Annotated in this window: 22 protein-coding genes and 1 pseudogene; 17 read left to right on the top strand and 6 right to left on the bottom strand. The window is 62.0% G+C overall.

The genetic code is table 11. The features are described 5' to 3' along the window. Nucleotides 1-35: 35 nt before the first annotated feature. The gene (locus tag ACQ4LH_RS17505) at nt 36-713 is read left to right on the top strand and encodes a substrate-binding periplasmic protein (protein ID WP_430698384.1); all 678 of its coding nucleotides are present in this window, start codon (nt 36-38) and stop codon (nt 711-713) included. A 99-nt stretch (nt 714-812) separates the two neighbouring features. Beyond that, nucleotides 813-2,810, top strand: a complete 1,998-nt coding sequence (locus ACQ4LH_RS17500) for a methyl-accepting chemotaxis protein (protein ID WP_430698383.1) — start codon at nt 813-815, stop codon at nt 2,808-2,810. A 74-nt stretch (nt 2,811-2,884) separates the two neighbouring features. Here the strand turns inward: ACQ4LH_RS17500 and ACQ4LH_RS17495 are convergent, their stop codons facing one another. Then, a complete protein-coding gene (locus ACQ4LH_RS17495) occupies nt 2,885-5,062 on the bottom strand; it encodes a malate synthase G (RefSeq protein WP_430698382.1) in 2,178 nt (725 codons plus the stop codon). Between the two features lie 299 nt (nt 5,063-5,361). On the opposite strand from ACQ4LH_RS17495, the gene ACQ4LH_RS17490 reads away from it, so the two are divergent. Both ACQ4LH_RS17490 and ACQ4LH_RS17485 read left to right on the top strand, forming a co-directional pair. After that, nucleotides 5,362-5,808 carry an N-acetyltransferase family protein gene (locus ACQ4LH_RS17490; protein ID WP_430698381.1) on the top strand — a complete coding sequence of 149 codons (447 nt, stop codon included), beginning with the start codon at nt 5,362-5,364 and terminating at the stop codon, nt 5,806-5,808. Between the two features lie 21 nt (nt 5,809-5,829). After that, nucleotides 5,830-6,348 (top strand): glycine cleavage system protein R, encoded by a 519-nt coding sequence (locus ACQ4LH_RS17485; protein WP_430698380.1) that lies wholly within the window; start codon nt 5,830-5,832, stop codon nt 6,346-6,348. 216 nt (nt 6,349-6,564) lie between these two features. Here ACQ4LH_RS17485 and rarD read toward each other — a convergent pair whose 3' ends face one another. From rarD to ACQ4LH_RS17465, 4 genes are all read right to left on the bottom strand, one after another. After that, nucleotides 6,565-7,458 carry an EamA family transporter RarD gene (rarD, locus tag ACQ4LH_RS17480; RefSeq protein ID WP_430698379.1) on the bottom strand — a complete coding sequence of 298 codons (894 nt, stop codon included), beginning with the start codon at nt 7,456-7,458 and terminating at the stop codon, nt 6,565-6,567. A gap of 140 nt (nt 7,459-7,598) precedes the next feature. Further along, the gene (locus ACQ4LH_RS17475) at nt 7,599-8,171 is read right to left on the bottom strand and encodes a DUF4166 domain-containing protein (protein WP_430698378.1); all 573 of its coding nucleotides are present in this window, start codon (nt 8,169-8,171) and stop codon (nt 7,599-7,601) included. 35 nt (nt 8,172-8,206) lie between these two features. Continuing rightward, nucleotides 8,207-9,181 (bottom strand): serine/threonine protein kinase, encoded by a 975-nt coding sequence (locus tag ACQ4LH_RS17470; RefSeq protein ID WP_430698377.1) that lies wholly within the window; start codon nt 9,179-9,181, stop codon nt 8,207-8,209. Between the two features lie 196 nt (nt 9,182-9,377). Further along, the gene (locus ACQ4LH_RS17465; protein WP_430698376.1) at nt 9,378-10,112 is read right to left on the bottom strand and encodes a ComF family protein; all 735 of its coding nucleotides are present in this window, start codon (nt 10,110-10,112) and stop codon (nt 9,378-9,380) included. A gap of 80 nt (nt 10,113-10,192) precedes the next feature. Here ACQ4LH_RS17465 and bioB point away from each other — a divergent pair, with 80 nt between their 5' ends. From bioB to ACQ4LH_RS17410, 11 genes are all read left to right on the top strand, one after another. Beyond that, entirely contained in the window at nt 10,193-11,248 is a 1,056-nt protein-coding gene (bioB, locus tag ACQ4LH_RS17460; RefSeq protein ID WP_430698375.1) for a biotin synthase BioB, read from the top strand. A gap of 92 nt (nt 11,249-11,340) precedes the next feature. Then, on the top strand, nt 11,341-12,522 hold the full coding sequence (bioF, locus tag ACQ4LH_RS17455) for an 8-amino-7-oxononanoate synthase (protein WP_430698374.1): 1,182 nt from the start codon (nt 11,341-11,343) through the stop codon (nt 12,520-12,522). After that, nucleotides 12,515-13,246, top strand: a complete 732-nt coding sequence (locus tag ACQ4LH_RS17450) for an alpha/beta fold hydrolase (protein ID WP_430698373.1) — start codon at nt 12,515-12,517, stop codon at nt 13,244-13,246. Before bioF ends, ACQ4LH_RS17450 begins: the two co-directional genes overlap by 8 nt. Then, a complete protein-coding gene (gene bioC, locus ACQ4LH_RS17445) occupies nt 13,239-14,045 on the top strand; it encodes a malonyl-ACP O-methyltransferase BioC (RefSeq protein WP_430698372.1) in 807 nt (268 codons plus the stop codon). Before ACQ4LH_RS17450 ends, bioC begins: the two co-directional genes overlap by 8 nt. Before the next feature lie 62 nt (nt 14,046-14,107). After that, nucleotides 14,108-14,797 carry a dethiobiotin synthase gene (bioD, locus tag ACQ4LH_RS17440; protein WP_430698371.1) on the top strand — a complete coding sequence of 230 codons (690 nt, stop codon included), beginning with the start codon at nt 14,108-14,110 and terminating at the stop codon, nt 14,795-14,797. Nucleotides 14,798-14,893: 96 nt separating this feature from the next. Further along, complete coding sequence (locus tag ACQ4LH_RS17435; RefSeq protein ID WP_430698370.1) at nt 14,894-15,193, top strand: hypothetical protein; 300 nt, start codon at nt 14,894-14,896, stop codon at nt 15,191-15,193. Nucleotides 15,194-15,348: 155 nt separating this feature from the next. After that, nucleotides 15,349-16,038, top strand: coding sequence for a putative metalloprotease CJM1_0395 family protein (locus ACQ4LH_RS17430; protein ID WP_430698369.1), 690 nt, complete (start codon nt 15,349-15,351; stop codon nt 16,036-16,038). A 165-nt stretch (nt 16,039-16,203) separates the two neighbouring features. Next, nucleotides 16,204-18,009 (top strand): phenylacyl-CoA dehydrogenase, encoded by a 1,806-nt coding sequence (locus tag ACQ4LH_RS17425; RefSeq protein ID WP_430698368.1) that lies wholly within the window; start codon nt 16,204-16,206, stop codon nt 18,007-18,009. A 176-nt stretch (nt 18,010-18,185) separates the two neighbouring features. Further along, entirely contained in the window at nt 18,186-19,475 is a 1,290-nt protein-coding gene (locus tag ACQ4LH_RS17420) for a diguanylate cyclase (RefSeq protein WP_430698367.1), read from the top strand. Between the two features lie 110 nt (nt 19,476-19,585). Continuing rightward, nucleotides 19,586-21,382, top strand: a complete 1,797-nt coding sequence (locus ACQ4LH_RS17415; protein ID WP_430698366.1) for an acyl-CoA dehydrogenase C-terminal domain-containing protein — start codon at nt 19,586-19,588, stop codon at nt 21,380-21,382. A gap of 196 nt (nt 21,383-21,578) precedes the next feature. After that, on the top strand, nt 21,579-23,357 hold the full coding sequence (locus tag ACQ4LH_RS17410; RefSeq protein WP_430698365.1) for an acyl-CoA dehydrogenase C-terminal domain-containing protein: 1,779 nt from the start codon (nt 21,579-21,581) through the stop codon (nt 23,355-23,357). A 74-nt stretch (nt 23,358-23,431) separates the two neighbouring features. Here ACQ4LH_RS17410 and ACQ4LH_RS17405 read toward each other — a convergent pair whose 3' ends face one another. Next, nucleotides 23,432-24,064 (bottom strand): HutD/Ves family protein, encoded by a 633-nt coding sequence (locus ACQ4LH_RS17405; RefSeq protein WP_430698364.1) that lies wholly within the window; start codon nt 24,062-24,064, stop codon nt 23,432-23,434. A 269-nt stretch (nt 24,065-24,333) separates the two neighbouring features. On the opposite strand from ACQ4LH_RS17405, the gene hutI reads away from it, so the two are divergent. Continuing rightward, nucleotides 24,334-25,569, top strand: coding sequence for an imidazolonepropionase (hutI, locus tag ACQ4LH_RS17400; protein ID WP_430698363.1), 1,236 nt, complete (start codon nt 24,334-24,336; stop codon nt 25,567-25,569). Beyond that, nucleotides 25,559-25,727, top strand: a pseudogene (locus ACQ4LH_RS17395) (formimidoylglutamase); the annotation flags it as partial. The gene hutI and the pseudogene ACQ4LH_RS17395, both read left to right, overlap by 11 nt.

Raw genomic sequence — 25,727 nt, 5'->3', positions numbered from 1 at the left:
TTTTTAAACGACCTGTTGGCCTGCTGGCTTTGCTGTTGCTCAGCCCGTCGCTACAGGCCGAGGTGCAACTGTTCGCCTGGGAGCGCCCGCCATTGGTGCAGCAGGGCGCGGATGGGCGTGGCAGCGGGTTGGTGCCGGAACTGACTGCCGAGCTGTTTCGCCGGGCGGAAAGCTCCTACCAGCTGCGCTTTATGCCCTTGCAGCGGGCCTTGCGTCAGGTGCAGGCGCAGCCCAATAGCTGTGCGCTGCTGGTGGAGCGCCAGCAGGAGCGCGAACCGGGCTATGTGTGGGTCGGGCCGATGCTGATTTCCCGCCTCGGGTTGTATGCCCGGGCCGAGGACGACGTGCAGTTGCTCAGCCTGGAGCAGGCACGTGGCTTGAGCATCCTCAGCCACCAGGGCTCCGGCGCCGGCGAGTACCTGCAACTGGGCGGCCTGCAAGTGCTCTATTCGAATAACGAGGCGCTCAATCTGAGCATGCTGCAGCGCCAGCGGGCTCGTTTGTGGGCCACCAGTGCCGCAGTGGCGCGGGCGCGAGCAGTCAACCCGCCGCTGCGCGAGGTGCTGCCTTTTCTGACCCTGATGGAAGATATCGCCTGCCACCCGCAGTTCGACCCAGTGCTCTTGCAGCGCCTACAGGCGGAGTTGCTGCAGATGTACCGCGATGGCTGGGTGCAGTCGCTGTATCAGCGTTACGACGTCAGTCTTTACTAGTCGCCGCTTATGGCGATGGACTCAAGGGAGTGAGTGAGGGGTAAGCGTTAGCGGCTGAGCCGCTGGCGGCCTATTTAGCTGTGTAAGCCGAGGTGCAACATGGTTTCGCTTAAGACCATCCAGTCGCGCTATACCCTGATTTTTATTGCCTTTCTCGCCGTGATCTTCCTGCTGACCGAGGAAGGCATCCGCCATTTCATCACCCCGCAACTGAAGACGGCGGAAGAGCAGCTGGTGCTCGGTAAGGTCAACAAGATTGCCGAAACCATCCTTTTCGAGCTGGCCAAGGTTGAGGCGCAGTCGCGCAGCATCACCCAGACCATTCCGCTGCTCGACAGTGACAGCATCGATCTCGTGGTGCCCGGTCTGGTTGATCAGTACGGCGATGCCAAGGTGTTCGGCGGCGGTATCTGGCCGCTGCCACAGCAGCGCTCGGAGCGCGACAAGCACAGCACCTTCTTCCACCGCGACGGTAGCGGCAAGATGACGGTCAACACCTATTGGAACTCCGCGGAGTCGCTCAAGTATTACGAGCAGCCCTGGCACCGTGCCGGCATGCAGGCGCCGCGTGGCCAGTGCACGTGGGCCGCCGCCTACAAGGATGACGCCAGCGCCCAGCCGCGCACCAACTGCGCTATGGCTATCAGCAAGGATGGTGCGCCGTTCGGCGTGTCGACCATCGACGTGACCCTGGGCTTCTTCAATAGCCTGGTGGCCGAGAAGGAGAAGGAAATCCAGGGCGAGGTGATGATTGTCGAGCCCGACGGCAAGGTGCTGAGCAATCAGGGACGCATCAGCGGCGAGATCGTGCTGAAGAACGTTTCCGAGTTGGCCGGCCAGTCGCCGTTCGTTGCCGAGATCCAGAGCGGCCTGGGCAAGATTGGCAGCACTACATTGCTCAAGCACGAATACCAGGGCAGTGATGGCAGCGACTGGACCTTCTTTCTGCAGCCTATTGCGGGCACGCCCTGGCTGCTCGCCGCAGCTTTGCCCAGCCGGCTGTTGACCGAGAACAGCAGTGAAGTGCTGCAGACCCTGGCCATGATCCAGATTCCCATGGTGATCCTGCTGCTCGCCGTGACCCTGTTCGCCATCCGCCAGTTGATGCAGCGCCTGCATGTACTGCGCGGCAGCATCGATTCGCTGTCGGCCGGCGACGCCGACCTGACCCGGCGCATTGCCCTCAAGGGCGAGGATGAGATGGATGCGGTGGGCCGTTCGGTAAATAAATTTATCGCCTACCTGCAGGCCATGATTGTCGATATTAGCCAGGCCAGCGCGGTGATCGCCGACGAGCTCAAGCAGCTGCAACAGCAGTCGCGGCACAGCAACGAGGTGCTGGCGCGTCACGCCAACGAAACCGACCAGACCGTTACCGCCATCACCGAGATGGGTGCCACCGCCGATAGCGTGGCGCAGAGCGCCAGCGAGACGGCTAGCTTCACCCGCACCGCCAACGACAATGCCGAGAAGTCCAAGCTGGTGGTGGCCGAAGCGTCGGCCAGCGTGCTGGCCCTGGTCGAGGAGGTGCAGCGGGCCACCGAGCGGGTGCAGGAGATGCAGCAGGATGCGCAGCGCATCAATGACGTGCTTGGGGTGATCGGCGCCATAGCCGGGCAGACCAACCTGCTCGCGCTCAACGCCGCCATCGAGGCCGCCCGGGCCGGCGAGCAGGGCCGCGGTTTTGCCGTGGTGGCCGACGAGGTGCGCGCGCTGGCCGGGCGAACTCAGCAGAGCACCTCGGAGATCAATGAGATGCTTAGCAAGCTGCAGCAGGGCGTCAGCTCCGCAGTGCTGGCCATGGAGCAGACCAAGGCCAGTTGCGAGGCCACCGCAAACACTACCTCGCGGGTTAACGTCAGCCTGGACGACATGGCTTCGGCGGTGGGGCGCATCCATGATCTCAGTGCGCAGATTGCCACTGCCGCCGAGCAGCAGAGCGCCGTGACCGAGGAGATCAACCGCAATATGGCGGCGATCCGTCATATGGTCGACGAGCTGGTCAGCAGTGGCCTGCAGGCCGATAAGAGCACCGAAGCGCTGCTCGGCTCGAACAACCGGCTGCTGCAACTGATGAACCGCTTCAAGGTGAAGTAGCGTGCGCCGCGCTTAAATCGCAGTGATAAAAAACCGCCCCGAAGGGCGGTTTTTTATGGGGCTACAGCTGCGGGTTACAGGCCGTTGGCGGCTTTGAACTCACGGCGGCGGCGGTGCAGAACCGGCTCGGTGTAGCCGTTCGGCTGCTTGGCGCCTTCGACCACCAGTTCCAGGGCAGCCTGGAAGGCGATGTTGCTGTCGAAGTTCGGTGCCAGCGGACGGTACAGCGGATCGCTGGCGTTCTGGCGGTCAACCACCGGGGCCATGCGCTTGAGGCTGGCCACGATCTGCTCTTCAGTGGCGATGCCATGACGCAGCCAGTTGGCCAGTAGCTGGCTGGAGATGCGCAGGGTGGCGCGGTCTTCCATCAAACCGACGTCATTGATATCCGGCACCTTGGAGCAGCCTACGCCCTGGTCGATCCAGCGCACTACATAACCGAGGATGCCCTGCGAGTTGTTGTCCAGTTCGTTCTGGATCTCCTCGGCCGACCAGTTGGTGTCTTTGGCCAGCGGGATGCTCAGGATGTCGTCGATGGACGCGCGAGCACGTTTGGCCAGTTCGGCCTGACGGGCGAACACGTCGACCTTGTGGTAGTGCAGCGCGTGCAGCGCGGCGGCGGTCGGCGACGGCACCCAGGCGGTGTTGGCACCGGCCAGTGGGTGAGCGATCTTCTGCTCGAGCATGCCGGCCATCAGGTCGGGCATGGCCCACATGCCTTTACCGATCTGCGCGCGACCTTGCAGGCCGGTGGCCAGGCCGATGTCGACGTTCCAGTTCTCGTAAGCGCTGATCCACTTCTCGGCTTTCATGGCCGCTTTACGCACAACGGCGCCAGCTTCCATGGAAGTGTGGATTTCGTCACCGGTACGGTCGAGGAAGCCGGTGTTGATAAACACCACGCGCTCGCTGGCAGCCTTGATACAGGCTTTCAGGTTGACGGTGGTGCGGCGCTCTTCGTCCATGATGCCGACTTTCAGTGTGTTGCGAGTCAGGCCGAGGACATCTTCAACGCGACCGAAGATTTCGGTGGTGAAGGCCACTTCTTCCGGACCGTGCATCTTCGGCTTAACGATGTACACCGAGCCGGTGCGGGTGTTCTTGCGGCTGGTGTTGCCATTCAGGTTGTGGATGGCAATCAGGCTGGTGAACAGCGCGTCCTGGATGCCTTCCGGGATTTCGTTGCCCTGGGCATCGAGAATCGCCGGGTTGGTCATCAGGTGGCCGACGTTACGCACGAACAGCAGGCTGCGACCGTGCAGGGTCAGCTCGCTACCGTCGGTCTTGGTGTAGACGCGATCCGGGTTCATGGTGCGGGTGAAGGTCTGGCCGCCTTTGACCACTTCTTCCGCCAAGTCGCCCTTCATCAGGCCGAGCCAGTTCTTGTAGATCACCACTTTGTCGTCGGCATCGACGGCGGCTACGGAGTCTTCGCAGTCCATGATGGTGGTCAGCGCAGCTTCCATCAGTACATCTTTAACGCCGGCAGCGTCGGTCTGGCCGACCGGGGTGTTGGCGTCGATCTGGATTTCGAAATGCAGGCCGTTGTGCTTGAGCAGTACGGCGATAGGCGCGTCGCTGGCGCCCTGGAAACCAACCAGCTGCGCGTCGTCACGCAGGCCGCTGTTGCTGCCGCCTTTAAGGCTGACAACCAGCTTGCCTGCTTCGATGCGGTAAGCGGTGGAGTCGACGTGAGAGCCGGCAGCCAGCGGCGCGGCTTCGTCGAGGAAGACGCGGGCGAAGGCAATAACCTTGTCGCCGCGAACCTTGTTGTAGCCACGGCCTTTCTCGGCGCCGCCTTCTTCGCTGATCACGTCGGTGCCGTACAGGGCGTCGTACAGCGAACCCCAGCGGGCGTTGGAGGCGTTCAGGGCGAAACGCGCGTTCATCACCGGTACTACCAGCTGTGGGCCGGCCAGTCGGGCGATTTCTTCGTCGACGTTCTGCGTGGTGGCCTGGAAGTCAGCCGGCTCTGGCAGCAGGTAACCGATTTCCTGAAGGAAGGCTTTGTAGGCAGCGGCGTCATGGGCCTGGCCTGCGCGGGCCTGGTGCCAGCCGTCGATCTGCGCCTGAATCGCATCGCGTTTGGCGAGCAGCGCACGGTTTTTCGGGGCCAGGTCATTGATGACCGCTTCGGCACCCGCCCAGAACGCCTCGGCAGCAATGCCGGTCCCGGGGATGGCTTCGTTATTCACGAAGTCGAACAGCACTTTGGCAACCTGCAGGCTGCCTACTTGAACGCGTTCAGTCATCACTTGCCTCACTCTGCTCAGCTCTACTCAATAGCCGCGTCGGACATGGGAAATACGTCATGTAGTCCGAGGCGCGGCATACTACATCAAGATCCGGGGAAAATCAGTGGGTGCGCGTCGCTCTGCGACCAAGAAGTGCTTTGCAGTCACTATGTGTGGCGTATTGTCGCGGTTAACGTTGAATATTGTTTCATAAAAGTTAAAAAACAGTACACAGTTTATTGCGTGTGTTTCTCGATCTGCTTGCTCAAGGCGCGCCTGCCTATACTGCTGCTCCACCGTTCTGGAGAGTGATCACCATGCATATACAGGCAGCCACTGCTGCGGATCTGGACGAGCTGGCCGAGCTGTTTGGCGCGTATCTACGCTTCTATGAGGTGGCCAAATCTCAGGCGCAGGTGCGGGATTTTCTCGCCGCGCGCCTGCGCAACGACGATTCGACCATTCTGCTGGCCCGTGATGCGCAGGGTGCGGCTCAGGGTTTCGTCCAGCTCTATGCGTTTTTCTCCTCACTGGCGCTACAGCCGGCCTGGCTGCTGAGTGACCTGTATGTCAGCGAAGCGGCGCGCCGCCAGGGCGTTGGCGAGGCGCTGATGAACGCCGCTCGCACCCATGCCGAGGCCACAGGCGCATGCGGTTTGCAGTTGGAGACGGCAAAGAGCAATCTGCCAGGACAAGCCCTCTACGAACGCCTGGGTTATGTGCGTGATGAGGTGTTTTTTACCTATTGGCTGGCGCTCAAATAAGCCTCGAATAAGGAGTAGTTCATGGACCATCTGGTATTGACGGTTATTGCCCAGGATCAGCCGGGGCTGGTCGAGCGCATCGCCCAGTGCATCAGCGAGCACGGCGGTAACTGGCTGGAAAGCCGCATGTCGCGCATGGCCGGGCAGTTTGCCGGGATCCTGCGGGTCGATGTACCGCTGGATGCGCACTCCGGGCTGGTCACGGCGCTGGAGGAGTTACAGGCTCATGGCATCCGTGTGCAGATCGCTGCCGGCGGCACCGAGCCGGCAACCGTTTGGCAGGCCATTCGCCTGGAGCTGGTGGGCAATGATCGTCCGGGCATCGTGCGCGATATCACCCGCCTACTCAGCAGCCACGGGGTCAACCTGGAAAGCCTGAACACCGAAGTGGTGCCGGCGCCCATGAGCGGCGAGCTGCTGTTCCAGGCCCAGGCTGTGCTGGGCGTGCCGCAGAGCCTGAGCCTGGAGCAGTTGCAGACGCACCTGGAAACCCTGGCTGATGATCTGATGGTTGAGCTGAAGTTGCAGGCCGAAGAGTAACGTCGAGGCTTATCCACGATCCATGTGGATAACTCTGTGCGTAGCATGAGGAGCCCCGGAGCACTGCCTAGTGGCCCGGGGCTTTTTGCTAAGTGCTTATTTTTTAAGCACTTAGCAACTGGTTGTGCACAAAGGTCGGGGATGCTTCTGTGGATAAGCCGGGGGCAACTGGCTGCAGGCCAGGTGTCCTCTGCATTACGGCTCGCTGGTTGTTTTTTAGCCAGCCTGACGTTTACGTAGGCTCAGCCAGGCATCCACGCTATAGATCGCCAAACCCGCCCAGATGCAGATAAAGGCCAGCAGTTTGCTCGGGTCGAAATGCTCATCAAACAGAAAGATCGCCTGCAACAGCACCAGGGTTGGCGCCAGGTACTGCAGAAAACCCAGGGTGGTGTAGGGCAGATGGCGGGCGGCGGCGTTGAAGCACACCAGTGGCACCAGGGTGATCGGCCCGGCGGCAATCAGCCAGAGGGCTTCCGGGGTGCTCCAGAAATCGGCCTGGGTGCTCATTGCCGCTGGGTGCATAAGCAGCCAACCGAGCGCCAGTGGCAGCAGCAGCCAGGTTTCCACCACCAGGCCGGGCAGCGCGGCAACCGGCGCCTGTTTGCGAATCAGCCCGTAGAAACCGAAGGTCAGTGCCAGTACCAGGGATACCCATGGAATGCTGCCGACCTGCCACAGCTGCTGCAATACACCCAGCGCGGCCAGGGCCACGGCCAGCCATTGCAGGCGGCGCAGACGCTCGCCAAGAATCAGCATGCCCAGCAGCACGTTGACCAGCGGGTTGATGTAGTAGCCCAGGCTGGCTTCGAGCATGCGCTCGTTATTCACCGCCCACACATACACCAGCCAGTTGCTGGCGATCAGCACGCCACTCAGGGCCAGCACGGCAAAGCGTTTGGGATTGTTGAGCAGCTCGCGCAGCCAGCCGGGGTGCTTCCACACCAGCAGCAACAGCGCGCCGAACAGCGCGGACCAGAGTGCGCGATGGACGATGATTTCCAGCGCTGGCACGCTCTGGATAGCTTTGAAATAGAGCGGGAACAGGCCCCAGATGATGTAGGCGGTCAGGCCGAGAATATACCCGCGGCGCGGGTTGGCGGTGGCCATGAAGGGTCCTTGCTTAGGCTGCTAACTAGAGGCTCGGAATTCTAGTCGGGGCAGCAGGGACTTGTCTGGCCGTTCAGCTTTGTTATTAACGCCCCGCGGGCAATTAGCGTAAGCCTGGCTTTACAGGGCGTCGGTAACTGTTATGGCGTGTGGTCGCGCGACTCGGTTGTCGCGCTGTCCAGTTGCAGCGCCCCGCTATAGCTGAGCAGGTTGCCGAGCAGGGGCAGGCTGAAGCCTACGTGGAAGTGATAGCGGCCATCTTCAATACGTTTGTAGGCCTCGGTACGCGGCAGTAGCCATAGTGGAATGCGCACACCGTGCAGCCAAGCCTTGAGCGGCCGCCAGTACCAACCGCCTTGGCGAATATCTACCGCCAAGGCCAGTGTCAGTGCCCCAGTGGACTCCAGCCAGTAACCGTCCGGCCAGCTGCCACTGGGCTGAAAGCGTGAGTAGAGCACGGCGGAATCGGCGAAACAGCGGTTCCAGTGCAGGCTGTCATCTGTGCCATGGATATCCACTTGGAATGCGACACGTGTGTGTTCCGTTGGAATGCCCAAACGCGTCGCCAGGCGTGCACCGACGATCCCGGCAAGACCTCGACCCAATTGCAGATCGACCTGTCCGTGCAGCTTGCCGCCCTGCTGGTGTAGCTGTTGTAGCAACGGGTTTAGTTGAACAAAGCCCGCACCAAACCAGCGTTCGACGATAGACATAGAGAGCTCCTTTCTCGATTAGAGGTGTTGCCGGTTTAGAACAGCTTTAGCGGCTCTTCATCCAGCGCCGACAACTGCTCGCGCAGGATCAGGATCTGCTCGCCCCAGTAACGCTCGCTGCCAAACCAGGGGAAACTCATGGGGAAGGCCGGGTCGTCCCAGCGCCGCGCCAGCCAGGCGCTGTAATGCATCAGGCGCAGCGTACGCAGGCCTTCGATCAGCGGCAGCTCGCGCGGGTTGAAGTCGTGAAACTCCTGATAACCATCCATCAACTCCGAGAGCTGGCCGAGGCGTTCGTGGCGGTCGCCAGCCAGCATCATCCACAAATCCTGCACCGCCGGGCCCATGCGGCAATCGTCGAGGTCGACCATATGGAAGGTGTCGTCGCGGCACAGCAGGTTGCCTGGGTGGCAGTCGCCATGCAGACGAATCGCCTGCACCGGGTGGGCGGCGAACAGCACATCCAGGCGCTTGAGCAGATCCCGCGCCACCGACTCGTAGGCCGGCAGCAGGCTGCGCGGAATAAAGTTGCCCTCGAGCAGGGTGGCCAGCGATGCATGGCCGAAGTTGCTCACCTGCAGAGCTTCACGGTGGGCAAACGGCTTGAGTGAGCCGACCGCATGCAGGCGGCCGAGCAGCTGGCCGAGGCGATACAGTTGGTCGAGGTTGCCAGGCTCCGGCGCTCGGCCGCCACGGCGCGGAAACAGGGCGAAGCGAAAGCCCTGGTAACTGAACAGGGTTTCGCCGTCGCGCACCAGTGGCGCAACCACCGGTACTTCGCATTCGGCCAGCTCGAAGGTGAAGCTGTGCTCCTCGCGAATCGCTTCATCGGTCCAGCGGTCCGGGCGATAGAACTTGGCGATCAGCGGCGTTTCGTCCTCAATGCCCACCTGGTAGACGCGATTTTCATAGCTGTTCAGCGCCAGTACGCGGGCGTCGCTGAGGTAGCCGATGCTCTCCACGGCATCCAGCACCAGGTCGGGTGTGAGTGCGGCAAATGGATGGGACATGGGTGACTCCAGCAGGTGGGCCGCAAAGTGTACCGCTTAGAGCCTGTCCAAAGTCTGCTGCGCGTCGGCCCTGCTGCGTTAAAAACAGGCTCGGAATGCTCATTTACACCAGTAAACTCCGCTTCCTCGCCTGTTTTTGCCTTGCATGGCTCTAGCTCGCGAGCCTTTGAACAGGCTCTTTCCTGCAACTAATTACTCAGTCGCCTGGCTTGGGCGTGCGCGCCAGGCAGTACACATCAACCCGCGCTGCGCCGGCCTTCTTTAATAGACGCGCCAGGCTTTCGGCGGTGGCGCCGGTGGTCAGTACATCATCGACCAGTGCCAGATGTATGCCGCTGACTGCACTGTTCGGTGCCAGGGCAAAGGCCTTGCGCAGGTTGCGTTTACGGGTGGCCGCATCCAGCTGCTGTTGCGCCGGTGTGTCGATAATTCGCTGCAGCCAGTCTTTCTGCAGCGGCAGTTGCAGCAGAGGGCTTAACCATTCACAGAGCAGGTTGGCCTGGTTGAAACCGCGCTGGCGTTGGCGCGGGTCCGCCAGTGGTACGGGCAGCAGCAGGTCTGGGCGCGGCAGCCCTTCATCGAAGGCATGTTGCAGATGGTGTGACAAAAGCTCGCCGAGCAGACGTCCCAATGGCCACTTGGCCTGATGCTTGAACCGGGTGATCAGGCTGTCGATGGGGAAGGCGTAGCGCCAGGGCACTTCAACTTTGCTAAAACTCGGCGGCTTCTTCAGGCAGGCCCCGCAAACCAAGCCTTGGCTGGGCAGCGGCAGGGCGCAGACCTGGCAATGCCCGCCGAGCCAGGGCAGCTCGGCTTCGCAGTTGCTACAGATGGCCAGCTCGGCGTCTGCGGCTTCATCGCAGAGCAAACAGGTTTGTTTGTTTTTTAGCCAGTTGTAAACCTGGTGTCGCTGGTTGGGTTGACAGCGCATACGCCTTCCATAACTATGCCGAACATCCGTGTCGCGTCCGCTGAATCTAGCAGGGCGTAGCCAACAATAAGGAATTACCGATGAGCGCAACCACCGCCGCCAACCTGCGTCACGACTGGACCCTTTCCGAGGTCAAGGCGCTCTTCGAGCAACCGTTTAACGATCTGCTGTTCGCCGCACAAACCGTGCACCGCGCGCATTTCGACCAGAACCGCGTGCAGGTCTCGACCCTGCTGTCGATCAAGACGGGCGCCTGTCCGGAAGACTGCAAGTACTGCCCGCAATCCGGCCACTACAACACCGGTCTGGAGAAGGAAAAACTGCTGGAAGTGCAGAAGGTGCTGGAGGCGGCCGCCGAGGCCAAGGCCATAGGCTCCACCCGCTTCTGCATGGGTGCGGCGTGGAAGCATCCGTCGGCCAAGGACATGCCCTACGTGCTGAAAATGGTTGAGGGCGTTAAAGCCCTGGGCCTGGAAACCTGCATGACTCTGGGCAAGCTGGATAAAGAGCAGACTCAGGCCCTGGCCGCTGCCGGCCTCGACTACTACAACCACAACCTGGATACCTCGCCGGAGTTCTACGGCAATATCATCACCACCCGCACCTACGCCGATCGCCTGGAAACCCTGGCCTATGTGCGTGATTCGGGGATGAAGATCTGCTCCGGCGGCATCCTTGGCATGGGCGAGTCGCTGGACGACCGCGCCGGCCTGCTGATCCAGCTGGCCAACCTGCCGGAGCATCCAGAGTCGGTGCCGATCAACATGCTGGTGAAAGTCAAAGGCACGCCGCTGGCCGATGAGCAGGACGTCGATCCCTTCGACTTTATCCGCATGCTCGCCGTCGCGCGGATCATGATGCCGCAGTCGCATGTGCGCCTATCCGCCGGCCGCGAGGCGATGAACGAGCAGATGCAGGCTCTGGCGTTCTTCGCCGGTGCCAACTCGATCTTCTACGGCGAAAAACTGCTGACCACTGCCAACCCGCAAGCCAATCAGGACATGCAGCTATTCGCTCGTCTCGGCATCAAGCCGGAAGAGCGCGAAGAACATGCTGACGAAGTGCACCAGGCAGCCATCGAGCAGGCCTTGGTCGAGCAGCGCGACTCCAAGCTGTTCTATAACGCCGCAGTCTAACTTCTTCGAACCTGTAGGAGCCAGCTTGCTGGCGATCTTGTTTGCCGCTGATCGCGAGCAAGCTCGCTCCTACAAAAGCCAACCGGGCTGCCATGAGCTTCGATCTGTCCTCTCGCCTTGCCGAGCGCCGCACCGCCAACCTCTATCGCCAACGCCCCCTGCTTGAGTCACCGCAGGGGCCGCTGGTTACGGTCGACGGCCGTCAACTGCTAGCCTTCTGTTCCAACGACTATCTGGGCCTGGCCAATCACCCGCAGGTGATCGAAGCCTGGCGCGCCGGTGCCGAAAAATGGGGCGTGGGCGGCGGCGCCTCCCATCTGGTGATCGGCCATAGCACCCCGCATCACCAGTTGGAAGAGGCCCTCGCCGAGTTCACCGGGCGGCCGCGCGCACTGCTTTTTTCCACCGGTTATATGGCCAACCTCGGCGCAGTCACCGCGTTGGTCGGCCGTGATGACACGGTGCTGGAAGACCGCCTTAATCACGCTTCGCTGCTGGATGCCGGGCTGCTTTCTGGTGCGCGCTTCTCGCGCTATCTGCATAGCGATGCCGTCAGTCTGTCGAGTCGGCTGCGCAAGGCCAATGGCAATACCCTGGTGGTGACCGACGGCGTGTTCAGCATGGATGGCGACCTAGCCGACCTGCCGGCGCTGTGTGGTGAGGCGCGCCTGAAAGGCGCCTGGGTGATGGTTGATGATGCCCACGGCTTCGGCCCGCTGGGTGCGACCGGCGGCGGTATCGTCGAGCACTTCGGCCTGGGCGTAAATGACGTGCAGGTGCTGGTCGGTACCTTGGGCAAGGCCTTCGGCACCGCCGGCGCCTTTGTCGCTGGCAGCGAGGAGCTGATCGAAACCCTGGTGCAGTTCGCCCGTCCTTATATCTACACCACCAGCCAGCCGCCGGCGCTGGCCTGCGCCACTCTGAAAAGCCTGGAGCTGCTGCGCAGCGAGCACTGGCGCCGCGAGCATCTGCAGGCGCTGATCAAACGCTTCCGCGAAGGTGCGCAGGCTATCGGTCTTGAACTGATGGACAGTGCTACGCCGATCCAACCAATCCTGATTGGCGACAGCGGACGTGCGATGCAGCTGTCGCAAATGCTGCGCGAGCGCGGCCTGCTGGTCACCGCGATTCGCCCGCCCACCGTGCCGGCTGGCAGTGCCCGCCTGCGCGTGACCCTATCCGCTTCCCACAGCCTGGAACAGTTGGAACTGCTGCTGGAAGCCCTGGCCGAATGCTGGCCATTGTTGACGGCCGAGGGCGCAGGCCATGCGTGATCGGCTGATTCTGCTACCCGGCTGGGGCCTGGGCATTGCACCGTTGCAGCCGCTGGCCGAAGCCTTGCGCGGCCTCGATCCACGCTTACATGTCGAGATCGAACCGCTGCCTTTGTTGGTTTCCAGTGACCCGGCCGACTGGCTGGATGAACTGGACGCCAATCTGCCACAGGACGCCTGGCTTGGAGGTTGGTCCCTCGGTGGCATGCTCGCCGCTGAACTGGCGGCACGCCGTGGCGAACGTTGCAGCGGCTTGCTGACACTGGCCAGCAATCTGCGTTTTGTTGCTGAGCCAAGCTGGCCTGAGGCTATGCCGGCCGAAACGTTTAATGCTTTCCGTCAGGGCTGCGCAGCCGATGCGTCCGCTACGCTGAAGCGTTTTGCCCTGCTTTGCGCTCAAGGAGCGGTGGATGCACGCGGCCTGTCGCGGCAGTTGCTCGGTGCGGCTCCGTTGCCGCAGTCCGCGACTCTGTTGGCCGGGCTGGATCTGCTCGCCAACCTGGATACGCGGGCGGCGCTGCAAGCCTTTGTCGGCCCGCAGCTGCATCTGTTCGCCGGTCAGGATGCTCTGGTTCCTGCGAGTGCCGCGCAGGCCTTGCTGGCGCTGTTGCCTGATGTGGAAATTGGCCTGATTGATAACGCCAGCCATGCCTTCGCCCTGGAACGCCCGCATGAAATTGCCGCAGCGATTCAGGCTTTTCTGCATGAGGCCGGTGATGACTGATCTGGCCCATGATCCACTCGGCGGCCTGCCGGATAAACGTCAGGTGGCGGCGTCGTTCTCCCGCGCAGCGGAAAGCTACGACAGCGTCGCCGCCTTGCAGCGCAATGTTGGCCAGCAATTGCTGGCGCAGTTGCCCGACTCAGTCAGCCCTGCGCGTTGGTTGGATCTGGGCTGCGGCACCGGCTATTTCAGCCGCGCCTTGGGCGAGCGTTTTCCGGCTAGCCAGGGCGTAGCTCTGGATATCGCCGAAGGTATGTTGCAGCACGCCCGGCCATTGGGCGGCGCGCAGCAGTTTATTGCTGGCGATGCTGAGCGTTTGCCGCTGCAAAGCGCGTCTTGCGATCTACTGTTTTCCAGTCTGGCGTTGCAGTGGTGCGCAGACTTTGCCGCCGTGCTTAGCGAAGCCAAGCGTGTGCTGCGCCCTGGCGGCGTGCTGGCCTTTAGCAGCCTATGTGTCGGCACCCTGCAGGAGCTGCGTGACAGCTGGCAGGCAGTGGATGGCTTTGTCCACGTCAATCGCTTCCGGCGCTTTGAGGACTATCAGCTCCTGTGCGACGGTAGCGGCCTGACGCGACAGAGCCTGCAGACCACCCCGCAAGCCCTGTACTACCCGGATGTGCGCAGCCTGACCCATGAGCTGAAAGCCCTCGGTGCACATAATCTCAACCCCGGCCGGCCAGGTGGTTTGACCGGGCGCGCGCGGATGTTGGCGCTGCTCAATGCCTATGAACAGTTCCGCCAGCCACAAGGCCTGCCGGCAACCTATCAGGTGGTTTACGGCGTACTGCGTAAGGATTGAGATAAGCGCGGCGGTCCTGAGTTACCCCAGAGCGTCGCCACTACCCCTCGTCAGAGAGCGTTATGAGCCAAGCATTTTTTGTTACCGGCACCGATACAGAAATCGGCAAGACCACCATTGCCGCCGGCCTGCTGCATGCGGCGCGGTTAAGCGGCTTGTCCACGGCTGCAGCTAAACCAGTGGCATCCGGCTGTGTGCGCACAGTGGACGGTCTGCGCAACGACGACGCCCTGGCACTGCTCGGCGAATGCACCCTGGCGCTGCGCTACGACGAGGTCAATCCGCTAGCATTCGAGCCGGCCATTGCCCCGCATCTGGCCGCGCGCGAGGCGGGTGTATTGCTGGATGTTGCTGCGTTGCAAGGGCCGGTGCAGGCGATTCTGGATAAACGTGCGGACTTTACCCTGGTCGAAGGCGCGGGCGGTTGGCGCGTGCCGCTGGCTGGGGATGCGGCGCTTTCGGACCTGGCGATTGCCCTGCAGTTGCCGGTGATTCTGGTGGTCGGCGTACGACTGGGCTGCATCAATCAGGCGTTGCTCACTGTCGAGGCGATCCTGCGCGACGGCCTGCAGTTGGCCGGCTGGGTAGCCAATCTGGTCGACCCGCAGACCTCACGCCTGCACGACAACCTGGCGACCCTGGCTGAACGTCTGCCGGCTCCTTGTCTGGGCTATGTGCCGCGCCTGGCCGAGGCCACGCCGGCTGCGGTTTCTGGCTATCTTGATCTCGATTTATTGCACCGCACGCTATAAGCAGGCCAAGGGCCATAGCCTTTTGCTTGTACGTTTTTCGAGCAATTTCTGCTTCAATTGAAGCTGTTAGTGGTTTGCCATAGCGGGAGCTTGGGCATGGAAATTTCTGGAAGCGCCTTCAATTCGGGCATCAGCACCATTCAGTCCGGCCAGCGCCGGGTCGATCAGGCGGCAGCGGATATCGCCAGCAATGCGGTTACTCAACCGCAACAGCCGACCTCCACGCCGCCGGCCAATCAGGTCAACCCTTCCCCCAGCTCAGCTGAGCAGACGCGTCCCGATCTGGCGGAAAGCTTGGTCGCTCTGCGCCAAGGTCAGAATGAGGCGGAAGCGGGTGCCAAGGTGGTGAAAACTGCCGATGAGGTGCTGGGCACCTTGATCGATACCACGGCTTGATACGCTTGCCCCGAGCGTAGTCCGGCTCTGTTGCGGAGTTTTAGCAGTCAGGGGCGAGGAGTCATTGCATGCAGATTGGCGGCGCAACGTCTTACCCTGCGCCTGCAGCAAATCTACTGCCGGCTCGGCCTCTTGCGTCCAGTGTTTCCCCTGATGTGTCCCCCGATATCACTCGCGCCGCCCAGGCGCCGGTAACCGCAGCCCAGCCGCTGGCTGATGAACAATCGGCTTCTGCTCGTGAAGAAGCGGACAAACCTGCCGATTCCTCGGCCAATCCCGGTCAAGCCAAAAGCAGCGAAGGCGAACCCAGCCCGCAGCAGCAGCGCCTTGAGCAACTGGAAATCGCCAAGCTGGTCAGCCGCGATCAGGAAGTGCGCGCTCACGAGCAGGCGCACGCTGCCGTGGGCGGCCGCTACGCTGGCGCGCCGAGCTACACCTATGAACGTGGTCCGGATGGCAAGCGCTATGCGGTGGGCGGTGAGGTTGGCATCGACACCAGCCCGATCCCGAACGACCCCGAAGCCACCTTGCGCAAGATGGAGGTGGTGATTCGCGCGGCCTTGGCGCCTGCCGAGCCGTCTGCGCAAGACCGTCAGGTGGCGGCGCAAGCCATGGCGCAAATGTCCGAGGCGCGCGCCCAGTTGGCGCAGCAACAGAGCAGTGAGGCGCAGGCTGCCAGTGAAGCGCGTGCCGAGCGGCGCAAGGAGGATGAGGAAGAACCCGCCGAGGAAGATAAATCCGTCGCGCCTGCTCGGCAGGATCTGCCGCCGCCACCTAGTCTTGATCTGTACAAGCAGCTCAGCGGTTTGCAGGCGCCAGCCCCGGTTGTCGATCTGGTGGCCTAAACGGCGCTTGGGGTGCTTGACATTAAATAGGCATAAACGTATGTTTCAAACGCTTGTTTGATTAGCTCGGTTGCCAAGGGGCAGGCGAGCGCCGGGATTGCTCCCGAAAACGACCGAATATCCGGTCACCTACACACTAAGAATCCACCGCAGAGGTTAACCGCTATGCCTGATTACAAGGCCCCCTTGCGTGATATCCGTTTCGTACGCGACGAACTGCTCGGCTACGAAGCGCATTATCAGAGCCTGCCTGGCTGCCAGGACGCTACTCCGGACATGGTCAGCGCCATCCTTGAAGAAGGCGCCAAGTTCTGTGAGCAAGTGCTGTCTCCGCTGAACCGTGTAGGTGACACCGAAGGTTGCACCTGGTCCCCGGAAGGCGTGAAAACCCCTACCGGCTTCAAAGAGGCCTATCAGCAGTTCGTTGAAGGCGGCTGGCCGAGCCTGGCCCACGACGTTGACCACGGCGGCCAAGGCCTGCCTGAGTCCCTGGGTCTGGCAATCAGCGAAATGGTTGGTACCTCGAACTGGTCGTGGGGCATGTACCCAGGCCTTTCGCACGGTGCGATGAACACCATCTCCGAGCACGGCACCGACGACCAGAAGCACACCTACCTGACCAAGCTGGTATCCGGCGAGTGGACCGGCACCATGTGCCTGACCGAGCCGCATTGTGGTACCGACCTGGGCATGCTGCGTACCAAGGCCGAGCCGCAGGCTGATGGCTCGTACAAGGTTTCCGGCACCAAGATCTTTATCTCCGCTGGTGAACACGACATGGCCGATAACATCGTCCACATCGTGCTGGCCCGCCTGCCCGACGCGCCACAAGGCACCAAAGGCATCTCGCTGTTTATCGTGCCGAAGTTCTCGGTCAACGCTGACGGCAGCATCGGTTCGCGCAACGCCGTTTCCTGTGGCTCGCTCGAGCACAAGATGGGTATCCACGGTAACGCCACCTGCGTAATGAACTTTGACGGCGCCACCGGTTACCTGATCGGCCCAGCCAACAAAGGCCTGAACTGCATGTTCACCTTTATGAACACTGCCCGCCTGGGTACTGCTCTGCAAGGTCTGGCTCACGCCGAAATCGGTTTCCAGGGTGGCCTGAAGTACGCTCGTGAGCGTCTGCAGATGCGTGCTCTGACTGGCCCGAAAGCGCCGGAAAAAGCCGCTGACCCGATCATCGTCCACCCGGACGTACGTCGCATGCTGCTGACCATGAAAGCCTTCGCTGAAGGTAACCGTGCGATGGTGTACTTCACTGCCAAGCAGGTCGACATCGTCAAGTACAGCCAGGACGAAGCCGAGAAGAAGCAAGCCGACGCACTGCTGGCTTTCCTCACTCCGATCGCTAAAGCATTCATGACCGAAGTTGGCTTCGAAGCCGCCAACCACGGCGTACAGATCTATGGCGGCCACGGCTTTATCGCCGAGTGGGGCATGGAGCAGAACGTTCGCGACAGCCGTATCTCCATGCTGTACGAAGGCACCACCGGTATCCAGGCACTCGACCTGCTGGGCCGTAAAGTGCTGCAGACTCAAGGCGAAGCGCTGAAAGGCTTCACCAAGATCGTGCACAAGTTCTGCCAGGCCAACGAAGGCAACGACGCTGTCAAAGCGCTGGTTGCACCGCTGGCCAAGCTGAACAAGGAGTGGGGCGACATCACCATGAAAGTGGGCATGGCCGCCATGAAAGACCGTGAAGAAGTCGGTGCCGCTTCGGTGGATTACCTGATGTACTCCGGTTACGTCTGCCTGGCTTACTTCTGGGCTGACATGGCTCGCCTGGCTGCCGAGAAGATTGCTGCTGGCGCTGAAGACGCGGCTTTCTACAAAGCCAAGCTGCAGACTGCCAACTTCTACTTCGCTCGTATCCTGCCGCGTACCCGTGCGCACGTTGAAGCCATGCTGTCTGGCGCCAACAACCTGATGGACATGGCCGAAGAAGACTTCGCCCTGGGCTACTAAGCCTTAGTCCTTTCCAGGTCAAAAAAACCGCTGCCCCTTGGGGTGGCGGTTTTTTTATGTCGAATTAAAAGTCCCAGGCAACTTGTCGAATTGCCTGTCAGGTTCCGTGCGAAACACTCTCTTTACATGCAAACTGCGCGACGTTATCCACTTTTCATCGCTGTGTGGAGCCCGTCTTGTCGCGTCTTGCTGCTGTGCGCTTCAGCCATTTTCTGCCTTCACTGCTGCTTCTAATCAGCGGCTTGCTATTGGCGCGGCTGGCGGTGCTGAGCGAGTTTTTCACCTCGCTGTTCAATGTGCTGCCAACCCTGCTGCTGTTGCTCGGCGGGGCGTTCTGTTTGGTGTATGGCCGTCAGCGCGAGGTGTTTCTGCTGCTGACGCTGTACCTCGGCTACTTTCTGCTCGATACCCAGGTCGATCATTTTCGCGCCTCGGGGCAAGTGCGCAGCGATGCAGCTCTGATCTTTCATCTATGCAGCCTGCTGCTGCCGCTGCTCTATAGCCTGTATGCCGCCTGGCAGGAACGTACCCATCTGCTGCAGGACCTGATCGCTCGGGCCGCAGTTCTGCTGGCAGTCGGTGCGGTGGCGGCGGGCCTGGCACAGCGTTATCCCGAAGCATTGCTGCACTGGTTGTCGCTGGTGCGCTGGCCGGCGCTGCAGGTCGAGTGGCTGGCGCTGGTGCAGCTGGCCTATCCGGTATTTTTCCTCGGTCTGATTCTGCTGCTGGTGCAGTACTTGCGCGCGCCACGGCCGCTGCATGCAGCCCAGCTGCTGGGGCTATGCGGCCTGCTGTGGATGCTGCCGAACACTTTTATTCTGCCTAATGCGCTGAATGTGATGAGCAGCCAGATCATGCTGATCCTGGTTGCCGCCGTGGCGCACGAGGCCTATCAGATGGCCTTCCGTGACGAACTTACCGGCCTGCCGGGGCGCCGCGCATTGAATGAACGCCTGCAGCGTCTGGGTCGCAGTTATGTGATCGCCATGGCCGATGTCGATCACTTCAAGAAATTCAACGACACCCACGGCCACGATGTCGGCGATCAGGTGCTGCGTCTGGTCGCGGCTCAGCTGCGCAAGATCGGCGGCGGGGGCAAGGCCTACCGTTATGGCGGCGAGGAATTCACCTTGGTGTTCCCCGGCAAGACGCTTGACGAGTGTCTGCCGCACCTCGAGGTGGTGCGTCAGGCCATCGAGGTCTACCGCATTCAACTGCGCGACAAGCAGCAGCGCCCGCAGGACGATAAACAGGGCAGGGCGCGGCGGGCCGGCAGCGCGGCCAATCAGGTGTCGGTGACGGTCAGCATGGGCGTGGCCGAGCGCGGGCTGGAGCAGCGCAGCCCGGAAGAGGTGCTCAAGGCCGCCGACCAGGCGCTGTATAACGCCAAGAGTGCCGGGCGTAACTGCGTGCGCAGTTATGGCCAGCGGCGCGGGGCGGTCAAGCTGGATACCGCGCGGGGTTAAGACTGCCGGCGAATGGCAGTGTATTCAGCATTTGCACTGTGATTGTTGAGGCGGCGCGTGAGCCGTAGCGTAGGGGGCTAATCCACGCTCTAGCTGACGGAGATGCCAGCATGCCCGAGTACAAAGCCCCCCTGCGCGATATGCACTTTCTGATCGACGAGGTCTTCGACTTTCATGCTGGCTACGCCGCGATGGGTGCCAGCGACGCCACCCCGGATATGGTCAGCGCGATTCTTGCCGAAGGTGCGAAGTTCTGCGAGCAGGTGCTGGCCCCGCTGAACCGCTCCGGCGATGAAGAGGAATGTCAGATCAATGACGGCGTGGTGACCACACCCAAGGGCTTCAAGGAAGCCTTTGCCCAGTACGTTGAGGGCGGCTGGAATGGCCTGGCTGCGGACCCGGCCTACGGCGGCCAAGGCCTGCCGCATTCCCTCGGCTTGCTGATCGGCGAAATGGTCGGCGCCAGCAACACCTCCTGGGGCATGTACCCCGGTCTGACCCATGGCGCGATGTCGGCGATCCACGCCCACGGCTCTGAAGCGCAGAAGCAGACCTACCTGAGCAAACTCACCGAAGGCAGCTGGACCGGCACCATGTGCCTGACCGAAGCTCATTGCGGCACCGACCTGGGTCTGATCAAGACCCGCGCTGTGCCCCAGGCCGACGGCAGCTACGCGGTCAGCGGCAGCAAGATCTTTATCTCTGCCGGCGAGCACGATATGAGCGAGAACATCGTTCATCTGGTGCTGGCCAAGCTGCCCGATGCGCCGGCTGGCACCAAGGGCATCTCGCTGTTTATCGTGCCCAAGTTCCTGCCCAGCGGGGAAGGTCAGGCAGGGGAGCGCAATGGCGTCAGCTGCGGCTCGATCGAACACAAGATGGGCATCAAGGCCTCGGCCACCTGCGTGATGAACTTCGACAGCGCCACTGGCTACCTGATCGGCGAGGCCAACAAGGGCCTCAACTGCATGTTCACCATGATGAACCACGCGCGCCTGGGCACCGGCATGCAGGGTTTGTGTCTCGGCGAGACCAGTTTCCAGGGCGCGATCAAGTACGCCACTGAGCGTCTGCAGATGCGTGCGCTGACCGGGCCAAAAGCGCCGGATAAAGCCGCCGACCCGATCATCGTGCACCCCGATGTGCGACGCATGCTGCTGACCATGAAGGCCTTCAACGAAGGCAATCGCGCGCTGGCCTATTTCACCGCGCAACTGATCGACCAGGCGCATCGCGGCAACAGCGCAGAGCAGCGTGAAGAGGCAGAGAACCTGCTGGCCTTCCTCACGCCGATCTGCAAAGCCTTTATGACCGAGACCGGCCTGGAGGTGACCAACCACGGCATGCAGGTGTTCGGCGGCCATGGTTTTATCCGCGAGTGGGGCATGGAGCAGCTGGTCCGTGACTGCCGCATTGCGCCTATCTATGAAGGCACCAACGGCATCCAGGCCCTCGACCTGCTCGGGCGCAAGGTGCTCGGTAGCCAGGGCAAGTTGCTGCGCGGCTTTACCAAGGTCGTCCACAAGTTCTGCGAGGCCCAGGCCGAGCATCCGCAGCTCAAGGGGTATGTCGCGCAACTGGCGACGCTCAACCAGCAGTGGGGCGCGCTGACCCAGAAGATCGGCATGGCGGCGATGAAGAATCCGGACGAAGTCGGCGCGGCGTCGGTGGATTACCTGATGTACTCCGGATACATCACCCTGGCGTACTTCTGGCTGCGCATGGCCCTGGTGGCCGAGCAGAAGCTGACGGCGGGCGCCGGCGAGGCGGCGTTCTACCAGGCCAAGTTGGCGACCTGCGAGTTCTACTTCAAGCGCCTGTTGCCGCGTACTGCCACCCACCTGGCCGGTGCCGAGGCAGGCAGCGAATGCCTGATGCGTTTGCCGGCGGAACACTTCGCCCTCTGACAGGCGGTTGTAACCCAGGCAAAGCCCGCCACCCGGCGGGTTTTGCTGTTATTAAGGCGCTCGTTAGCCTAACAAACGAATGGTGACCATTTGGTCACGACGCGACGCTATGTGTCTAAAAAGTTGTTCGGTTAGACTCCGCGTACATCTTTACACCTACTGCTTCACATCTGCTGCTCGTTCGAGGAATTGCCCCATGGCTGACTACAAAGCTCCCCTGCGCGATATGCGCTTCGTGCTCAATGAAGTGTTTGAAGTTTCCAAGCTGTGGGCCCAGTTGCCGGCCCTGGCTGAAGTGGTTGATGAAGACACTGCAGCGGCCATTCTCGAAGAAGCCGGCAAGGTCACCGGCGGCGTGATCGCCCCACTGAACCGCAGTGGCGACGAAGAAGGCTGCTCCTGGGTAGGCGGCTCGGTGAAAACTCCAGCCGGCTTCCCGGATGCCTACAAAACCTACGCCGAAGGCGGCTGGGTGGGCGTTGGTGGTGATCCGGTATTCGGCGGCATGGGCATGCCCAAGGCGATCTCGGCCCAGGTCGAGGAAATGGTCAACTCGGCCAACCTGTCGTTCGGCCTGTACCCGATGCTGACCGCCGGTGCCTGCCTGTCGATCAACGCCCACGCCAGCGAAGAGCTGAAAGAGAAATACCTGCCGAACATGTATTCCGGTGTCTGGGCGGGCTCCATGTGCCTGACCGAGCCGCATGCCGGCACCGACTTAGGCATTATCCGCACCAAGGCCGAGCCACAGGCTGATGGCAGCTTCAAGGTGTCCGGTACCAAGATCTTTATTACAGGCGGCGAGCACGACCTGACCGAGAACATCATTCACCTGGTACTGGCCAAGCTGCCGGACGCCCCAGCGGGCCCGAAAGGCATCTCGCTGTTCCTGGTGCCGAAGTTTATGGTCAATGCCGACGGTTCCCTGGGCGAGCAGAACAGCCTGTCCTGCGGCTCCATCGAGCACAAGATGGGCATCAAGGCCTCGGCCACTTGCGTGATGAACTTCGACGGCGCTACCGGCTGGATCGTCGATGCGCCGAACAAGGGCCTCGCCGCGATGTTCACCATGATGAACTACGAGCGTCTGGGTGTAGGTATCCAGGGCTTGTCCCTGGGCGAGCGCAGCTACCAGAACGCCGTGGAATACGCCCGCGACCGTATCCAGAGCCGCGCGCCGACCGGCCCGGTAGCCAAGGACAAAGCCGCCGACCCGATCATCGTGCACCCGGACGTGCGTCGCATGCTGCTGACCATGAAAGCGCTGAACGAAGGCGGCCGTGCCTTCTCCAGCTACGTGGCCATGCAACTCGACACCGCCAAGTACAGCGAAGATGCCGCCACCCGCAAGCGCGCGGAAGAGCTGGTGGCTTTGCTGACCCCGGTAGCCAAAGCCTTCCTCACCGATATGGCGCTGGAAACCACCACCCATGGCCAGCAGATTTTCGGCGGCCACGGTTATATCCGTGAGTGGGGCCAGGAGCAGCTGATCCGCGACTGCCGCATCACCCAGATCTACGAAGGTACCAACGGCATCCAGGCGCTCGACTTGGTCGGCCGTAAAGTGGTTGGCAGCGGCGGCGCGTTCTACAAGCACTTCGCTGAAGAGATCAAAGCCTTCACCGATTCCGCCGACAGTAGCCTGGCCGAGTTTATCGAGCCGCTGAAAGGCGCCATCGCCAACCTGGAACTGATGACCAGCGATCTGCTGGAACGCGCCAAGGCCAACCCGAACGAAGTCGGCGCTGCCTCGGTCGAGTACCTGCAGGTGTTCGGTTACACCGCCTACGCCTATATGTGGGCCCTGATGGCACGCACCGCCCTGGCCAAGCAGGATCAGGACGAGTTCTACGTGAGCAAACTGGGCACCGCGCGCTTCTTCTTCGCCCGCCTGCTGCCGCGTATCCACTCGCTGACTGCTTCGGTTAAAGCTGGTAGCGAGTCGCTGTATCTGCTTGACGCCGCACAGTTCTAACGGCCTTTGTTGTAAAGCAGAGCCCCGGCCCAGTGCCGGGGCTTTTGCGTTTAAGGGCCTGGGTTTGCCTGGCGCTAAATCCAGTTGTCGCTTAGCAGATCAATGGCTTCCTGCCCGGCGCTGGCCGGCTCCAGTCGCGCCAGGTAGAGGCCGCTGCGGCCATGGCTGGTCAGCCGCCAGGGGCCGGCTTCGTCTTCCAACAGCAAGCCTTGCCCGGCGTTCAGGCTCACGGGTGCGGTGTCGGCCCTGGTGCACGTCAGGCCTGCGCCGCTGCAGCAGTAGATAAACAGTACGGCGCTGCTGTCGAGCCACTGCTGGCCCTGCAGTTCGCGGTATTCCAGGCGGTGCTGCCAGCTGTTACGACGGCTCATCAGATTGAAGTCCTGCACCGGACCATCAAGCAGTTCGGCCTGCACATCCAGCTCGCCGGGAAAAGCCACCACCGGGGTGTGGCTATCGAGCTCGAGGCTGATCTGCTCGGGCAGATTCAGGCGCAGGCCCGCGCCGCTGAGCAGGCCCAGGCTACGGTCGATGCCGGGGTAATGAGAGAAGGGGGCGGCGCTTTCCACCCGCGCGCTGCTGATACGCCACTCAAAGTTGCTTAGGCCCGCGTCAGGCGGTGCGATGGCCAGTTCTAGGGTCACGCCCTTGCCGTTCTTCCACGGCAGTTGGCGGGCGGTGCTGCTGTCGATAATACGGATGCTCACGGCGGTTGCTCATACAGGCTGTTTGCATATGTATATACATTAACGTTTTGCGGCTGCCCAGAGGCTGGGCCAGCCGAGCGCTGCCGTTCGTCTGCTGTTGGACTTTGCTGCTGAACAGCATGCGCCGTCTATCTCGGTGATTCTTTGGTTATGCCTTAGCGCGGGCATATGACGGTTGTAGCACGGCAGTGATTTTTCGGTGACGAACGGGGTTGACGACTGCAGGGTCGAATTCTATTGTATATACAAGTTCGCTCAAGGAGAGTCCCATGTCCCCGTCCGCCCCGCGCCTGCTTTGGCGTGAGCTCTGCCTCTTTGATGGCCTGACGACGCTGGCTGAGCCGATCAATCTGCTGGTGGCGGATGGCAAGGTAGCCGGCATGTGGCCAACCAGCGCGTTTCCTGAAGCTATGGCTGAGGGCGCGGTCGAAGCCGGGCGTGGCGGGGTGATGACCCCGGGCCTGGTGGATTGCCACACGCACCTGGTGTACGCCGGCAACCGCGCCGCTGAATTCGAACAGCGCCTCGAAGGTGCCAGCTACGCCGAGATCGCCAAGGCCGGCGGCGGCATCCTCAGCACCGTGCGCGCCACTCGCGCGGCCAGCGAGGACGAGTTGCTGGCGCAGAGTCTGCCGCGTTTGCAGGCGCTGCTGGACGACGGCGTGACCACCCTGGAAATCAAATCCGGCTACGGCCTGAGCACTGCTGATGAATTGAAGATGCTGCGCGTCGCCCGCCGCCTCGGCGAGTTGTTGCCGCTGCGCATCACCACCACCTTGCTCGGCGCCCACGCCTTGCCGCCGGAGTTCGCTGGCGACAGCGATGGTTATATCGCCCTGGTGTGCAACGAGATGATCCCGGCGGCCGTTGCCGAAGGCCTGGTCGATGCGGTGGATGTGTTCTGCGAAAACATCGCCTTTAGCCCTGCGCAGTGCGAGTTGGTATTTCAGGCTGCGCAACGTCACGGCCTGCCGATCAAGGTGCACGCCGAGCAGCTGTCCAATCAGGGTGCCAGCGCCCTGGCCGCGCGTTATCAGGGCCTGTCGGCTGACCATATCGAGTTTCTCGACGAGGCCGGGGTGCAGGCCATGGCCGCTGCCGGCACCGTGGCCACCCTGTTGCCAGGGGCCTTTTATACCCTGCGCGAAACCCAGTTGCCGCCCATTGCATTGCTGCGTCAGCACAAAGTGCCGATGGCCCTGGCCAGTGATGCCAACCCCGGCACCTCACCGATCTGTTTCCCGACCCTGACCCTTAACCAGGCCTGCACCCTGTTCCGTTTGACCCCGCGCGAAGCCCTGGCCGGTATGACCACCCATGCCGCCCGCGCCCTCGGCCGCCCTGACCTGGGGCGGATCGAGGTTGGGGCCCCCGCCGATCTGTGCCTGTGGGATGTGCAGCAACCTGCCGAGTTGGCCTATGCAGTCCAGCCGGGCCGGCTGCGTCAGCGCATCTTCAGCGGCGTCATTAGCTACAGCAAAGAGGCCAATACCCATGCACGCTGATCGCAACTCCATGGACCTCTGGCAGGGCCGCGTCGACCCGGAAGCCGACAGCCCGCGCTGGCATCAGCGCATTCAGGCCCTGAGCGCGGACAGCCAGCCTGGCGTCGCCCTGCTCGGTTTCGCCAGCGACGAAGGCGTGCGCCGCAATCATGGCCGCG

Source organism: Pseudomonas peli (assembly GCF_050563605.1).
Lineage (GTDB): Bacteria > Pseudomonadota > Gammaproteobacteria > Pseudomonadales > Pseudomonadaceae > Aquipseudomonas > Aquipseudomonas peli_A.
This window is presented reverse-complemented; position numbering and strand designations above follow the sequence as displayed.

Bases quoted from the DNA above. Each gene is read 5' to 3' on its own strand.
- ACQ4LH_RS17450 (WP_430698373.1), top strand. From the start codon at position 12,515: ATGCGTGATCGGCTGATTCTGCTACCCGGCTGGGGCCTGGGCATTGCA.
- ACQ4LH_RS17490 (WP_430698381.1), top strand. From the start codon at position 5,362: ATGCATATACAGGCAGCCACTGCTGCGGATCTGGACGAGCTGGCCGAG.
- bioF (WP_430698374.1), top strand. From the start codon at position 11,341: ATGAGCTTCGATCTGTCCTCTCGCCTTGCCGAGCGCCGCACCGCCAAC.
- ACQ4LH_RS17475 (WP_430698378.1), bottom strand. From the start codon at position 8,171: ATGTCTATCGTCGAACGCTGGTTTGGTGCGGGCTTTGTTCAACTAAAC.
- ACQ4LH_RS17485 (WP_430698380.1), top strand. From the start codon at position 5,830: ATGGACCATCTGGTATTGACGGTTATTGCCCAGGATCAGCCGGGGCTG.
- ACQ4LH_RS17435 (WP_430698370.1), top strand. From the start codon at position 14,894: ATGGAAATTTCTGGAAGCGCCTTCAATTCGGGCATCAGCACCATTCAG.
- ACQ4LH_RS17415 (WP_430698366.1), top strand. From the start codon at position 19,586: ATGCCCGAGTACAAAGCCCCCCTGCGCGATATGCACTTTCTGATCGAC.
- ACQ4LH_RS17425 (WP_430698368.1), top strand. From the start codon at position 16,204: ATGCCTGATTACAAGGCCCCCTTGCGTGATATCCGTTTCGTACGCGAC.
- ACQ4LH_RS17410 (WP_430698365.1), top strand. From the start codon at position 21,579: ATGGCTGACTACAAAGCTCCCCTGCGCGATATGCGCTTCGTGCTCAAT.
- bioC (WP_430698372.1), top strand. From the start codon at position 13,239: ATGACTGATCTGGCCCATGATCCACTCGGCGGCCTGCCGGATAAACGT.
- bioD (WP_430698371.1), top strand. From the start codon at position 14,108: ATGAGCCAAGCATTTTTTGTTACCGGCACCGATACAGAAATCGGCAAG.
- ACQ4LH_RS17465 (WP_430698376.1), bottom strand. From the start codon at position 10,112: ATGCGCTGTCAACCCAACCAGCGACACCAGGTTTACAACTGGCTAAAA.
- rarD (WP_430698379.1), bottom strand. From the start codon at position 7,458: ATGGCCACCGCCAACCCGCGCCGCGGGTATATTCTCGGCCTGACCGCC.
- bioB (WP_430698375.1), top strand. From the start codon at position 10,193: ATGAGCGCAACCACCGCCGCCAACCTGCGTCACGACTGGACCCTTTCC.
- ACQ4LH_RS17500 (WP_430698383.1), top strand. From the start codon at position 813: ATGGTTTCGCTTAAGACCATCCAGTCGCGCTATACCCTGATTTTTATT.
- ACQ4LH_RS17470 (WP_430698377.1), bottom strand. From the start codon at position 9,181: ATGTCCCATCCATTTGCCGCACTCACACCCGACCTGGTGCTGGATGCC.
- ACQ4LH_RS17495 (WP_430698382.1), bottom strand. From the start codon at position 5,062: ATGACTGAACGCGTTCAAGTAGGCAGCCTGCAGGTTGCCAAAGTGCTG.
- hutI (WP_430698363.1), top strand. From the start codon at position 24,334: ATGTCCCCGTCCGCCCCGCGCCTGCTTTGGCGTGAGCTCTGCCTCTTT.